Consider the following 14237-nt stretch of genomic DNA (forward strand, 5'->3'; position numbering starts at 1 on the left):
AGAAGATTTCTTTGAAGGTGAATATGGCAGGGGTGCTGCCGACGCTCGCGAGGCGCGCCTTGGTTCTCGCGGTGTTCTGCATCGCCTTCTCCCTCGCGGCGCCGCCGGCCGCCGCCGCCGATACCCCTCACGCGCCTTTTAAGAAATCCCCCTCTTCCTCTTCGGTCTCTTCGGTCGACACACTGGTCACTGCCGCTCATGTCCTGACGATGGACGGTACCGATCGCGTCTTCTCTCCCGGCGCGGTTGCGATCAAAGGTGGCGCAATTGTGGCGGTGGGGAAGCCTTCCGATCTCCTCGCTCTGTATTCTCCGAAGCAAAGAATTCTTCGTCCGAACGCGGTCGTCCTGCCGGGCCTGGTCAACACGCACACGCACGCCGCGATGAACCTCCTGCGCGGCATCGCAGACGACCTGCCGCTCATGGACTGGCTCACGAAGTACATCTTCCCGGCCGAGGGCAAGAACGTCTCGCCGGGCTTCGTGAGGGCGGGGACGCTCCTCGCCTGCGCCGAGATGGTGCGCGGGGGGACCACGACGTTTGCGGACATGTACTACTTCGAGTCCGACGTCGCCTCGGCGGTGGACCAGTGCGGGATGCGCGCCGTCCTCGGAGAGACGTGGCTGGATTTCCCCGTGCCCGCCCACAAGGACCTTCCAGAGTCGATCTCCATGACGCGGGCGTTCCTCGAGAAGTGGAAAGGCCACCCCCGCGTGATCGCGGCGGTCGCGCCGCACGCGCCGTTCACGAACTCGAAGGAGTCGCTGCTCGCGGCGCGGGACCTCGCGCTCGAGTTCAAGGCGCCGCTCCTGATACACGTCTCCGAGACGAAGGACGAGCAGAAGCAGATCGCCGAGAAGTACGGCACGACGCCCGCGAAGTGGCTGGATTCGATCGGCTTTCTCGGCCCGAACGTCCTCGCGGCCCACGGGGTCTGGCTGGACGCCGACGACATGCGCCTCTTCGCGGAGCGCCGCGTGGGGCTCGCGCACAACCCCGAGTCGAACATGAAGCTCGCGTCGGGTGCGGCGCCCGTCGTCGCGGCGCGGAAGGCCGGGATCAGCGTCGGTCTCGGGACGGACGGCGTCGCGGGCTCGAACAACGACCTCGACATGTGGGAGGCGATGGACTTCGCCGGGAAGCTGGCGAAAGTCTCGACGATGGACCCGACCGCGCTGCCCGCGAAGGACCTCCTCCGGATGGCGACGATCGAAGGCGCCCGCGCCATGAAGCTGGACGACCGGATCGGCTCCCTCGAAGCCGGGAAGCGCGCCGACCTCGTGGCCGTGGACCTCGGGAAGGCGCGGACGCATCCCGTGTGGGATCTGTACTCGACGCTCGTCTACGCGGCGAAGGAAAGCGACGTGACGCTCACGATGGTCGAGGGCCGGGTCCTCTGGAACGGGATCCGCGTGACGACGCTGGACGAGGCGAAGGTCATCCGGGACGCCGAGGAATGGCGGAAGAAGATCGCGGCGTCGCTCGCGCCGGCCGGAGCGAAATGAGCCTCTTCGTCCGCACCATCATCAAGAAGCGCGACGGCCAGGAGCTGGGAGAAGGGGAGATCGCCGACTTCGTCGGGGGCGTGACGTCCGGCGCGATCACGGACGAGCAGGCGGCGGCGTTCCTGATGGCGGTCTGCATCCGCGGAATGACGACCCGTGAGACCGCCGCGCTCACGTTCGCGATGATGCGTTCCGGCGAAACGTGGGATCTCTCCCGCCACGGCTTCGTCGCCGACAAGCACTCCACGGGCGGCGTCGGCGACAAGGCGACGCTCGTCCTCGCGCCGCTGCTCGCCGCCGTGGGCGTGAAGGCCGGAATGATGTCGGGCCGCGGCCTCGGCCACACGGGCGGCACCCTCGACAAGCTCGAATCGATCCCCGGCTTCAAGACGGGCCTCCCGAAGGCGGAGTTCGACCGGCTCCTCGACACGGTCGGGTGCGCTCTCATCGGCCAGACGGACTCGATCGCCCCCGCGGACCGGCGCCTCTACGCGCTGCGCGACGTGACGGGCACGGTCGAGTCGATCCCGCTCATCACGGCCTCGATCCTGTCCAAGAAGCTCGCGACCGGAGCGCAGGCCGTCGTGTTCGACGTGAAGACGGGGAACGGCGCCTTCATGGCCGACCCGAGGGACGCCGAGAAGCTCGGGCGCGCCCTCGTGGACACGACGCGCGCGACGGGGCGCAAGGCCTCGGGCTACCTCACGGCGATGGACCGCCCGATCGGCGAGGCGGTCGGGAACGCGAACGAGGTCGAGGAGTCGATCCGCATGCTCGCGGGCGAGGGCCCGGCGGACCTGCGGGAGAACACGCTCCTGCTCGGCGCCGACCTGCTGCTCGCGGCGGGCGTCGAGACGAACCCGAAGGACGCGCGCCGGCGGCTCAACGCGGCGCTCGCCGACGGACGCGCGCTCGAGGTCTTCGCAAAGCTCATCGCGGCGCAGGGCGGAGACGCGACCGTCTGCGACGACCCGAAGCGCCTTCCGCAGCCCGCCTCCCGGCGCGACGTGCCGGCGCCCGAAGCCGGCGTCGTCACGCGGATCGCGACGCGCGAGGTGGGAATGCTCGCGATCGAGCTCGGCTGCGGCCGCTCGAAGAGGGAAGACGTGATCGACCCGGCCTCGGGCTTCCGCGTGAAGAAGAAACCCGGCGATGCGGTGGCGGCGGGGGAGCCGCTCCTCGTCGTCGAGCTGGGCCCGACCGCGAAGCCGAGGGCGGATTTCTTCGAGAGGCTCGCGGCCTGCTGGACGATCGCGCCGCCGGGCGCTGCCGTCGAGTCCCTGCCGTTCGTCGTCGGCACGCTCTGACGCCGCGTGTGCCCTGCCGTAGGCGCTAAACTCACGGGAGATTGAGTCTCCAATCGGGAAGCCGGCTCGGTTCCTACGAGGTTCTCGGTCCGCTCGGCGCGGGCGGAATGGGAGAGGTCTACCGGGCGAAGGACCCGCGCCTCGCAAGAGAAGTCGCGATCAAGATCCTGCCGGAAGAATTCTTTGAAGGTGAAGAGAGGAGGCAGCGGTTCGAAAGGGAGGCGCGGCTCCTCGCGGCGCTCAACCATCCCGGAATCGCCGCGATCTACTCATTCGAAGAAATCCCCTCTTCCGCTTCCTCTTCGTCCCGCCACATCCTCGTGATGGAGCTCGTCGAGGGCGAGACGCTCCGCGAACGGATGAAAACCGGCGGGATCTCGTCGCGCGAGGCGCTCGACGTCGCGGCGCAGATCGCGCGCGGCCTCGCGGCGGCCCACGCGAAGGGGATCGTCCACCGCGACCTGAAGCCCGAGAACGTCGTCGTTGCGAAGGACGGCCGCGTGAAGATTCTCGACTTCGGCCTCGCGAAGCTCTCGCCGCAGGCCGGGGCGGCCGACGAGCTCTCGTCGGCCGGAACCCGGTCGCTTCTGACCGAAGCGGGCGCGGTCTTCGGGACGGTCGGTTACATGTCGCCCGAACAGGTGCGCGGCGAGCCCGTCGACGGGCGTTCGGACATTTTCAGCTTCGGGACGCTCCTCTACGAGCTGCTCGCGGGGAAGAACCCCTTCCGGGCCGCGACGCCGGCCGAGACGATGACCGCCATCCTGAGGCACGACGCGCCGCCGCTCGCCGGGGTGACGCCGGCGCTCTCGCAGATCGTCGCGCGCTGTCTCGAGAAGAAGCCGGAACGGCGATTCCATTCCGCGGAGGACCTCGCGTTCGCGCTGGAAAGCTCCTCGGGGTCGACGGTGGCGCCGGCCGTTCCGGGTGCCGACGCCCGCTCGACACGGCGCGCCCGCGCCGCGCTCGCGGCGGCGTGCGCAGCCGGCCTCGTTCTCGGCGCGTCGGCCGTGTTCCTACTGGGGACGCGCGCCGCGCGCAACGCCCGCGAAGGCGGTGAGGTTCACGATCCAGCCTCCGGAGGGCGGAAACTTCGTGAACGCTCTCGAGGCGACGGCGTTCGCGTTTTCGCCGGACGGGACGCAGCTTGCCTACGTCGCGAGGGAGCCGAAGGGTGGGCGCCGTGTTTGGCTTCGGGCCTTGTCCGACTTCGAGGGCCGGCCGCTTGCGGGCACGGAGGGGGCTTCGTCGGTGTTCTGGTCGCCGGACGGACTCGCGCTCGGGTTCTTCGCCGGAAGCAAGCTGAAGCGCGTCGATCTTCCGGCAGGTGCGCCGGTCTCGATCTGCGAGGCCGCCGGCGGAGGAGGCAAGTCGGGTACGTGGGGGACTGGAGGCGACATCCTCTACGCGAATGTTCAGGGCGACGCGATTTACCGGGTCCCGGCATCCGGCGGGACGCCGAGCGTCGTCCTGAAGCCTGACGCGGCGGCAGGCGAGGAGCGGGTGGTCTGGCCCTGGTACCTGCCGGACGGCAGGAGGTTCCTTTTCTATTCGCGCTTCAAGGACACGGGAAGAGTCATGCTGGCCGAGCCGGGGAAGCCCCCCAGACTCGTGCTGGCGGCCGCGTCGACGGTCCAGTACGTGGATCCGGGCTATCTCGCCTTCGTGAAAGAGGGGAGTCTCCTCGCCCAGCGCTTCGACCCGCGGAGCGGGACGTTGTCCGGTGTTCCGTTCTCGGTCGCCGAGCGGGTCCGGTACTTCATGTCGACCGCTTCCGGCTCGTTCGCGACGTCGCGCGGTGGCTCGCTCGCGTACCAGGTCCACGACGACGTCCATCGCCTCGTCTGGTTCGACCGCTCAGGCCGCGAGGTCGGGACGGTCGGTGTGCCCGCGAAGCACCACGACGTCCGGGTCTCCCGCGACGGCCGCCCGATTCTCTTCGACCGCGCCGTGGAGGATCTCGGGACCTACGACGTCTGGTCTTTCGACGCCGGGCGAAACGTGGAAACTCGTGTGACGTCCACGCCGGACAGCGAGTTTTCGCCCCTCTGGCTGCCCGGGGGGAAGGGCCTCCTCTACTCGGCCGTCCGGGGGTCGAATCCGCGCCTCGTGCGCCGGGACCTCGCGACGGGACACGAGGAGGTCGTGCTCCCGGAGGGCGGCTTTCAGATAGCCGGCGACATCTCGCCCGACGGGAAGACGCTCGTCTACTTCGCGAGAGCCGCGAAGGGCTCCTTCGACATGTGGGAGGTCGGGCTCGAGGGCGCCGGCTCGCCCCGCCTGCTCCTCGAAGGGACTTCACTGGGTACGATCGTGCGGTTTTCTCCCGACGGTCGCTTTCTCGCGTTCACGTCCGGTGAGGCGGGGCAGCCCGAGGCCTACGTGATGCCGTACCCGGGGCCCGGGGAGAAGACCCGCGTTTCGTCGGAAGGCGCGAGCGGAGTGCGCTGGAGCCGGGACGGAAGCGAACTCCTCTATCTGACCCGTGATCTGCACCTCATGTCGGTGCCGGTTCGGACGTCTCCGTCGCTCCATCTGGGCGTTCCGAAGTCCCTCTTCCAGGTCAAGGGCCGTTCCGGCGGCTGGCTGGCCTTCGAGGTTTCGACGGACGGGACGCGGTTCCTCGCCATCACGACGGAATCGGTCGCCGACGAGCGTCCCCTGAACGTCGTCGTGAACTGGCCGGCCGAGGCTCCGAAGTAGCCGGTCGTTTATCCTCCCCGCGGTGCTGTACCGCCTCGAAAGCGTCCGCAAGAGCTTCGGGACGAAGGACGTCCTCGTAGAGGCCACGTGGCAGCACGATCCGGGTCGGATCGTGGGGCTCGTGGGGCGTAACGGGGCGGGGAAGTCGACCGTCCTGAAGATCGTCCAAGGCACTGTCGAGCCCGACGGGGGGAAACGCCATCTCGCTGGCGGGACTACCTTTGCGTCGCTCGATCAGGCCGTCGAGCCCGAGGGCGACGAGCCCCTCCGGGCCTTCGTCGCCCGCGCCCAGGAGCCGCTCCTCGACCTCGAGCGGACGATGCGGCGGCTGGAGGAGGAGATCGCCACGCACGGCGCCGACGGCGACCGGACGGCTCTCGACGCTCTTCTCGCCGAGCACGACGACGTGCGTGAGCACTTCGAACGCTCGGGAGGGTACGAGGCCGATTCCCGGATCGACCGCGTCCTCGAAGGCGTGGGCCTCGCGCGGACGATGTGGGACCGTCCCGTCGGCGACCTCTCGGGCGGGCAGAAGCACCGTGCCCAGATCGCGCGCCTTCTGCTGACCGACGCGTCCGTCCTCCTCCTCGACGAGCCCACGAACCACCTCGACGTCTCGGGCATGGAGTTCCTCGAGGGCTGGCTCGTCGAAAGGAAGACGTCCGCGAACCTCTCGGCGCTCGTCGTCTCGCACGACCGCCGCTTCCTCAACGCGGTCGCGGACCGCATCGTCGAGGTCGCGAACGGCCGCCTCGAGGACTACCCGGGCGACTACGCGACGTACCGCAAACTGAAAGCGGAGCGGGACCGCGTGCGGGCGAAGGAGGCCGAGAAGCAGCGGCAGATGATCGAGCGGACCGAGGACTTCATCCGCCGCAACATCGCGGGGCAGAAGACGAAGCAGGCGCAGGGGCGACGGAAGATGCTCGCGCGGATCGAGCGCATCGAGGCGCCCCGGGAGGACGCGAACGACGTTTCGATCCGGTTCGAGGAGGCGCGCGTTTCGGGCGGGCGCGTCCTCGAGGCGAAGAAGATCGTCCCCGGCTACCCGGAGACCGGACCCCTCACGCAGCCCGTCTCGTTCCTGCTGCGCCGCGGCGACCGCATGGCGCTGTGGGGGCCGAACGGCTGCGGCAAGACGACGCTCCTGAAGAACCTGGCCCGGGTTCTCCCTGCGATATCGGGGTCGGTCGCGCCCGGCGTCGGCGTCCTGATCGGTTACTACGACCAGGAGATGGCCGACCTCTCGCCGAACGCGTCCGCGCTCGACGTCGTGATGGATCTCGACCCCTCGATGAAGGAGGGCGAGGCGCGCGACTTCCTCGCCCTCTTCGACTTCCGGGGCGACGAGGTCTACCAGAAGATCGCGACGCTCTCCGGCGGCGAGAAGGGCCGGCTCTCGCTCGCGCGCATCGTCTTCGGCGGCGCGAACCTGCTCCTCCTCGACGAGCCCACGAACCACCTCGACCTCGACGCGCGCGAGGCGCTCGAGGACGCGCTGCTGGAGTTCGAGGGCGCGATCGTCTTCGTCTCCCACGACCGCTGGTTCGTCGACCGCATCGCGACGCAGATCCTCGAGATCGCGCCGGGCGGCGCGGTCGAAGTGCACGACGGGAACTACTCGGAGATGCTCAGGAGAAAGAAGGAGCAGGAGAGAAGAAGAGGGGAAGACAAAGAGAAGATTTCTTTGAAAGGTGAAGAGGCGGGCGGCGCCTCCCGTGGCGGCGGTGCGCGCTCCGGCGCAGCCCGCACCGCGGGGGCGCAACCCGGCGCTGCGGCCACACACACACCTTCTAAGAAGTCTTCGTCTTCTTCTTCCTCTCCGGACCGCGCCGCCGAGAGGCGGCGCGCCAAGAACCAGAGAATCCTCTCCGATCTCGAGGAAGTCATCTCTCGTCTCGAGCAGGAGATCCGAACTCTGGACGTCTCGCTCGCCGATCCCGACGTCTACCGCGACGGGGAGAAGGCGCGGGGCGTCTCGGCCGCCCGCGACGCGGCCCGTAAGGCGCTCGAGGCGAAGCTGTGGGAGTGGGAAGAGACGTCGCGCAAACTCGAGACGCACGAGGTGACGGCGTGACCGCGCCCGCCGGCGGCCCGCGCACGGCCTCGATTCTCGCCATCGGAAGCGAGCTTCTCGGGACGACGCGCCTCGACACGAATTCGCTCTTCCTCACGGGCCGCATGGAAGCCCTCGGCATCTCCACCGTCCGAAAGGCCTGCGTCGGAGACGGGTGGGACGACCTCCTCGCCGAGATCGCCGCCGCCCTCGAGCGCGCACCCCTTCTCGTGACGTCCGGCGGTCTGGGCCCGACCGACGACGACCGGACCAAGGAAGCCGTTGCGGCGGTGCTCGGCCGCCCGCTCGTGCGGGACGAGGAGATCCTGCTTCGGCTCAGGGAGCGCTTCCGGAAGCGCGGCTACGAAATGCCCGAGGTGAACGCGAAGCAGGCGGACGTCATCGAGGGCGCGACCGTGCTCGCGAACCGGCGCGGGAGCGCGCCGGGCTTTCTCGTCGAGCAGGGCGGGAAGACCGTCGTCCTCCTGCCGGGCGTCCCGCACGAGATGAAGGCGATGTGGGACGACGCGGCCGCGCCGCTCCTCGCGCGCGCGGCCGGGGCCGGCCTCCACCGGCGCATCCTGAAGGTGGCCGCGATGCCGGAGAGCGTCGTCGAGACGCTGATCAAACCCGTCTACGCGGCGTATCCGGACGTGCCCATCACGATTCTCGCCTCGCCCGGCGAGGTGCAGCTGCACTTCGCGGCGCAAGGCACGCCGGCCGAGGCCGGCGCCGCCCTCGACGGGATCGAGGCCGCGTTTCAGAAGGCTCTCGCTGGCGAGATCTTCGGGCGGGACGACGAGACGCTCGAGGGCGTGGTCGGAGATCTCCTGCGCCGCGGGCAGAAGACGCTCGCGCTGGCGGAGTCCTGCACGGGCGGCCTGCTCGCCGGGCGCCTCACGGACGTCGCGGGCTCGTCGGACTACTTCCTCGGATCGGCCGTCACCTACGCGAACACGGCGAAGGCGGAACTCGTGGGCGTGTCGGCCGGCACGCTCGAGCGCTTCGGCGCCGTCTCCGAGGAGACCGCCGGCGAGATGGCGCTCGGCGCGCGGCTCCGGTTCGGAGCGTCGATCGGCCTCTCCGTCACGGGGATCGCGGGTCCGGGCGGCGGCACACCCGATAAGCCGGTGGGAACGGTCCACTTCGCCCTCGACGACGCCGGCGGCGCGCGCCTGCACCAGAGGCTCCTGATGCCGGGCGATCGCGCGCTGGTCCGCCGCTGGAGCACCTCGTCGGCGCTGTCGATGCTGCGCCACCACCTGCTCGGGACGGCGGGGTGGCGCCCGTGACGCGCGAGCTTCTCGCCCTCGCGGCGGCGTACCTCCTCGGCTCCGTGCCCTTCGCGATCGTCCTCGTGCGTCTCTTCAAGGGCGTCGACGTGCGGACGCAGGGTTCGGGCAACGCGGGCGCGACGAACGTCCTGCGCACGGCGGGGAAGGGTCTCGCGGTCGGAACGATGCTCCTCGACGTCGGCAAGGGCGTCGCCGCGGTCCTCGTCATGATGTCCGTCACGTACGACCCACGCTGGCTCGGAGCGGCGGCCGTCGCCGCGGTTCTCGGCCACGTCTTCCCGGTCTGGTTCTCGTTCCGCGGCGGCAAGGGGGTTGCGACGGCGATCGGCGGCTTCGGTGTCCTCGCCCCGTGGGCGGTCCTGGCCGTCGTCGGGGCCTTCGTGGTCGTCGTCGCGGCGACGCGGCTCGTCTCCCTCGGTTCGATCACCGCCGCATGTCTCCTGCCGCTCGCGATGCGGCTCCTCATCCACGCACCGGACGCCGAGGTCGTCGCCGCCGCCGCGGTGACGCTGCTCCTCGTCGTCTCGCATCGGTCCAACATCGTGCGGCTCCTCGCGGGCACCGAGCGCCGCCTCGGACGGAGGGACTCGTGACGCAGATCGCCATCGTGGGAACGGGCGCGTGGGGAACGGCGCTCGCCGTCCACGCCGCCAACGCCGGGCACGACGTCCGGCTGCTCGGGCGGCGTGGCGACGTCGTCGAGCGGCTGCACGCGACCCGCCAGCACCCCGCGCTCAAGGGCGCGCCGCCGATCCCGGATCGGGTCCGCATCACGACGGACCCCGCGGATGCCTTCCCGGGCGCGGCCGCAGTCCTCTGGTCCGTGTCGGTCCAGGCGACGGCGGCCGAACTCGCGCGTCTCAAGGACGTGCTTCCCGCTGCGCCGCTCGTTGCGACGTCAAAGGGCATCGAGATCGGGACGCGTCGCCGGACGACCGAGATCATGGCGTTCGTGACGGGCCGGACGTCCGGCCTCGCCGCGCTCTCGGGCCCGACGTTCGCGGCCGAGGTGGCGCGCGCGCTGCCGGCCGCCGCCGTCGTCGCGTCGCCGGACCCGGAGGTCTCGCGTTTCCTGCAGGGCCTCCTCTCGTCGCCGACGCTGCGGCTTTACCGGTCGAGCGACGTCGTCGGCGTCGAGATCGCCGGCGCGGCGAAGAACGTCATCGCGATCGCGGCGGGACTCGTGGACGGCCTGAAGCTCGGGCACAACACGCGCGCCGCGATGCTCACGCGGGCGCTCGCGGAGATCCGGCGGCTCGGCACTCAGCTCGGCGGGCAGCCCGAGACGTTCTCCGGCCTCGCCGGAGTCGGGGACCTCATCCTCACGGCCACGGGCGACCTCTCGCGCAACCGCCGCGTGGGCCTCGCGCTCGCGTCCGGGAAGTCGCTGCCCGAGGCCATCGCGGCGCTCGGCGGAGAGGTCGCCGAGGGCGTCGCGACGGCTCCGGCCCTTCTCGAGCTCGCGGCGGCCGCGGGCGTCGAGATGCCCATCTCCGAGATGGTGCGTGGCATCCTCGCGGGGGAGACGTCGCCGGCCGACGCCGTTCGGCGGCTCATGACGCGCTCGCTGAAGGAGGAGAAGTCCTGAACGAGGTGAAGCTCCCGCCCGAGCGGCCGCCCGCGCCCGGCACGCAGATCGTCGTCCCGGAGGGGCTGTCGCTCTTCTACGCGCGCGTGCATACGCCCGCGGACGAACCGCCGCCGGTGCCCGGCGTCGTGGACGTCGCCGTTCTCGACATGCACCACGGGTACGCGAACCTCGGGCACGCCTCGATCGTCGAGAGCATCCTGAACTACGCGCACGACGAGCGCGCGAGGCGGAACGGAAGCGCCCCCGCCGTGCGCGTGCTCAGCTACGACGTCCGCGCGGGGCACGCGATCCCGACGTCGGTCGCGCGGTTCCCGCTCATCGTCGGGACGGGCGGGCCGGGAGCCCTCGATCCTCGCGAGAACGACGGCGTGTCGCCGGGCTCTCAGGGCGTCCACGAAGACCCCGCCTGGGAGGCGCCTCTCTTCCGGTTCTTCGACGCCGTGATCCGGACGGAGGGCACCGCCCTGCTCGGGATCTGCCACTCCTTCGGGATCCTTTCGCGCTGGTCGGGAGCGGCGCGCTCGGAGCTGCGCTCGGAGCGCAAGGGCGGCAAGAGCGCGGGCATCGTCACGAACGTCCTCACCGACGAGGCGTGGGCGCACCCGTTCTTCGCCGACTACTTCGCCGAGAACGGGGGCCCCGAGGTCAAGGTCCTCGACAGCCGCCTCTACGACCTGCTGCCGACGGGGAACGGGTTCGCGCGCCCCCTCGCGTTCGAGTGCGAGCCCGGGGGCACGCGGCCGGGCGAGGCCGTCACGATGCTGGAATTCGCGCACGCTTTGGGCAGCGCGCTTCCCCGGGTGTGGGGCGTGAACCACCACCCGGAGATCGGCGACGTCGGCCTCCAGCGCGAGAGGCTGCAGCGGCTCTGGGAGAACGGCGGCCTCACCGAGGCCTGGTTCAAGGAGCGCCTGAGCGCGCTCGAAGCGTGGAACGCTTCGGCGGCCGCGGAGCACGGGCTCCAGAAGACGACGTCGTGGACCTTCGAGAGGCCGATTCGCCTTCACCTCGCCCGGATCTTCGACGAGAGGGAGTGAGCTACAGCTTCCCGTGCAGGTCGCAGTGCGACCCGTGCGGGTGATGGAGCGCGCCGTTCACGTCGTAGTCCACGTGGTCGCCGTGCGGGACGGCCGCGTGCCCGGCGCTCGCGTGTCCTTCCGGGCAGGTGCACTCGACCGGCGCGCAGGCGCCGGGGCGCCGACGGCTCACGTCGAGGCGGTGCTCGTCGGCGTGGCCCTCGTGCGGAGCGTGCAGGTGCCCGTCGTGGAGGTAGTCCGCGTGGTCGCCGTGGCGGACGGCCTTGTGGCCGCAGCCGTCGCCGTGGCGGTGGGCGTGGTCCCCATGCTCCTTGCAGCTCACGCGTGCATCGTCTCGCGCCGCGGGGGCCGCGGTCAACCGTGGGATAATTGTCCAGATGCAATCGCGTTGCATGAAGGGCGTCGCGCTCCTCGCCTGTTCCATCGCCGCGGGTGCCGCGGGCGCCGCGGCGGCCGAGCCGCGCCCCGTCGCGGCCGCGACGATCGCGCCGCTCGCGAGCCTGACGGCGCAGGTGGCGGGCAGCGGCTGGGACGTCGTGACGGTGGTCCCGCCCGGCGTCTCGCCGCACGTGTTCGAGCCTGGCCCACGCGACGTGAAACGCCTCGCGAAGGCCCGTCTCGTCGTGACGGTCGGTGCGGGGTACGACGACTGGGCGGCCCGGCTCGTGGCGGCCTGCGCCGCGCGGGCCGTCATCCACGACGCCGGGGCGAGCGTCGGAGTCCTGGCGGACGCAGGACCGGAGGGGAAGCACGACCACGACGGTGAAATCGGCCGCGATCCGCATTGGTACCTCTCGCCGCGCCGCGCGGCCGCGGCTCTCGCCCCCCTCGCCGAAGCGTTCGCCCGGATCGACCCGCCCGGTGCGGAGGGCTACCGTGCCCGCGCCGCCGGGGCGGCCCGGTCGCTCGAGGCGCTCGACGCCGAGATCGCGGCGATGCTCGCGCCGCTGCGAGGGCGATCGGTCGTGTCCACGCACAACTCCTGGACGTACTTCCTGGCCGACTACGGGCTCGTGAACGGCGGCTCCGTCGAGCCGGTGCCCGGGCGCGAGCCCACCCCGCGGCAGCTGCGCGACCTCGTCGACCTCGTGCGCGCAAGGCGGATTCCGGCCCTCTTCACGGAGCCGCAGTTTCCGCCATCCGCGGCCCGCGTCGTGTCCCGGGACGCGGGTATCCCTCTCGTTCTCGCCGACGCACAGGGCGGCGTGCCGGGCCGCGAGACGTACGCCGAGCTGCTGCGCTTCAACGCGCGCGCGTTCCGGGAGGGCCTCCGGTGAGCGTCGGCGTCAGGTTCGAAGGCGTCTCCGTATCCCTGGGCGCGAGGCCCGTCCTGACGAATGTGTCTTTCGAGATCCCGGCCGGGGAGCGCACCGCGTTCGTGGGCCCCAACGGGGGAGGCAAGACGACGCTCGTCAGGGCCCTCCTCGGAATCCTGCGCCCCGACAGCGGACGCGTCGTTTTCTTCGAAGGTGAAGAAAGCGAGATTGTTCGCCCGCGGATCGGGTACCTCTCCCAGCGTTCGACGCTCGCGTTCGACGCGCCGCTCTCCGCGGTCGACCTCGTCGCGTTCTCCCTTTCGCCGAAGGCCGGATTCCGGCGCGGAGCGCGCGCCGGCGAGGAAGCGCGGTCCGCGCTTCTCCGGGCCGGCCTGCACGAGAACCTCCTCGACGTCCCCGTCGGGCTCCTTTCCGGCGGGCAGCGCCAGCGCGTCCTCCTCGCCCGGGCGATCGCGGGCTCGCCGGCGCTCCTCGTCCTCGACGAGGCCGACACGGCGCTCGACACGGCGGGCCTCGCGACGCTGCGACGCCTCGTCGCGGAGGAGACCGCGGCGGGCCGCACGGTCGTGTACGTGACGCACGACAGCGACGCGATGGGCGGGGCGGACGCCGTCTTCCGCGTGGACGGAGTCGTCGTCGAGGAGCCGGTGGACGCGTGATCGAGTTCCTCGCCTACCCGTTCTTCCAGCGGGCCCTCGCCGCGGGCGCCCTCGCGGCCCTGCTCTGCGGCGCGCTGTCGTTCTTCGTCGTCCTCCGGCGCCTGGCTTTCGTCGGGTCGGGCGTCGCGCACGCCGCATTCGGCGGCGTCGCCGTCGCGACCCTCTTCGGCTTCCCGCCGCTCGCGGGCGGCCTCGTGGCGGCGCTCCTCGTGGCGGGGGCGGCGGCGCGGGCCGAGGGCTCGTCGGTGAGCGAGGACTCCGCCGTGGGCGTCTTCACGGTCGCAGCCATGGCGCTCGGCGTCGTGGCGCTGGGTTTCGTGAAGACGAACGTCGACCTCTTCGGCCTCATGTTCGGGAACATCCTGACCGTCGCGCCCGGAGACCTCGTCGTGCTCGGCGTCGCGACGGCGGCCGTCCTCGCCGCGCTCGCGTTCTTCTTCCGCCCGCTCCTCCTCGCGTCCGTGGACGAGGAGGGGGCCGGGGTTGCGGGCGTGAATACGGGCGCGATGAGGCTCCTGGTCCTCGTCCTCGTCGGCGTCGCGGTCGTCGTCGCGCTGAAGGTCGTCGGGATCCTGCTCGTCTCGGCGCTCCTCGTCCTGCCGGGCGCCGCGGCGCGGCCGCTCGCGGCGCGCTGGCCGGCACTCCTCGCGGGCTCGATCGCGGTGGCCCTCGTCTCGGTCGTGGGCGGCCTGCTCCTCTCGGTGGCGATCGACGTCGCCCCGGGCGCGGCGATCATCCTCGTGGGGGCGGCGATGTTCGTCGGGGCGCTGGCCCTCGGCCGCGCCCGGCGGAACTGACCGCCCGGTT

General features: G+C 71.1%; 12 protein-coding genes. 11 read left to right on the forward strand and 1 reads right to left on the reverse strand.

The window, feature by feature from the left end:
- Positions 1-23 precede the first annotated feature (23 nt).
- The 8 genes from IPL89_18935 (at position 24) to IPL89_18970 (ending at position 11494) form a co-directional block, all read left to right on the forward strand.
- The gene (locus IPL89_18935) at positions 24-1505 is read left to right on the forward strand and encodes an amidohydrolase family protein (GenBank protein MBK9065226.1); all 1482 of its coding nucleotides are present in this window, start codon (positions 24-26) and stop codon (positions 1503-1505) included.
- Positions 1502-2812, forward strand: a complete 1311-nt coding sequence (locus tag IPL89_18940) for a thymidine phosphorylase (GenBank protein MBK9065227.1) — start codon at positions 1502-1504, stop codon at positions 2810-2812. Before IPL89_18935 ends, IPL89_18940 begins: the two co-directional genes overlap by 4 nt.
- 1095 nt (positions 2813-3907) lie before the next feature.
- A complete protein-coding gene (locus IPL89_18945; protein ID MBK9065228.1) occupies positions 3908-5515 on the forward strand; it encodes a PD40 domain-containing protein in 1608 nt (535 codons plus the stop codon).
- 22 nt (positions 5516-5537) lie between these two features.
- Positions 5538-7592 carry an ABC-F family ATP-binding cassette domain-containing protein gene (locus IPL89_18950; GenBank protein MBK9065229.1) on the forward strand — a complete coding sequence of 685 codons (2055 nt, stop codon included), beginning with the start codon at positions 5538-5540 and terminating at the stop codon, positions 7590-7592.
- A complete protein-coding gene (locus IPL89_18955) occupies positions 7589-8863 on the forward strand; it encodes a competence/damage-inducible protein A (protein ID MBK9065230.1) in 1275 nt (424 codons plus the stop codon). Before IPL89_18950 ends, IPL89_18955 begins: the two co-directional genes overlap by 4 nt.
- Positions 8860-9459, forward strand: a complete 600-nt coding sequence (gene plsY, locus IPL89_18960; protein MBK9065231.1) for a glycerol-3-phosphate 1-O-acyltransferase PlsY — start codon at positions 8860-8862, stop codon at positions 9457-9459. The genes IPL89_18955 and plsY overlap by 4 nt, the downstream gene beginning before the upstream one ends.
- On the forward strand, positions 9456-10454 hold the full coding sequence (locus tag IPL89_18965; GenBank protein ID MBK9065232.1) for an NAD(P)-dependent glycerol-3-phosphate dehydrogenase: 999 nt from the start codon (positions 9456-9458) through the stop codon (positions 10452-10454). Before plsY ends, IPL89_18965 begins: the two co-directional genes overlap by 4 nt.
- Positions 10455-10459: 5 nt before the next feature.
- Complete coding sequence (locus IPL89_18970; GenBank protein ID MBK9065233.1) at positions 10460-11494, forward strand: hypothetical protein; 1035 nt, start codon at positions 10460-10462, stop codon at positions 11492-11494.
- Between the two features lies 1 nt (position 11495).
- Here the strand turns inward: IPL89_18970 and IPL89_18975 are convergent, their stop codons facing one another.
- Positions 11496-11816, reverse strand: coding sequence for a hypothetical protein (locus IPL89_18975; protein ID MBK9065234.1), 321 nt, complete (start codon positions 11814-11816; stop codon positions 11496-11498).
- Positions 11817-11871: 55 nt separating this feature from the next.
- Between IPL89_18975 and IPL89_18980 the strand changes: the two genes are divergently transcribed.
- From IPL89_18980 to IPL89_18990, 3 genes are read left to right on the forward strand one after another with little or no spacing between them, the layout of a single operon-like run.
- Positions 11872-12771, forward strand: a complete 900-nt coding sequence (locus IPL89_18980) for a zinc ABC transporter substrate-binding protein (protein ID MBK9065235.1) — start codon at positions 11872-11874, stop codon at positions 12769-12771.
- The gene (locus tag IPL89_18985) at positions 12768-13430 is read left to right on the forward strand and encodes an ATP-binding cassette domain-containing protein (protein ID MBK9065236.1); all 663 of its coding nucleotides are present in this window, start codon (positions 12768-12770) and stop codon (positions 13428-13430) included. The genes IPL89_18980 and IPL89_18985 overlap by 4 nt, the downstream gene beginning before the upstream one ends.
- Positions 13427-14227, forward strand: a complete 801-nt coding sequence (locus IPL89_18990) for a metal ABC transporter permease (GenBank protein ID MBK9065237.1) — start codon at positions 13427-13429, stop codon at positions 14225-14227. Before IPL89_18985 ends, IPL89_18990 begins: the two co-directional genes overlap by 4 nt.
- The last annotated feature ends 10 nt before the right edge of the window (positions 14228-14237 follow it).

This window comes from Acidobacteriota bacterium, assembly GCA_016716715.1.
GTDB lineage: Bacteria > Acidobacteriota > Thermoanaerobaculia > UBA5066 > UBA5066 > Fen-183.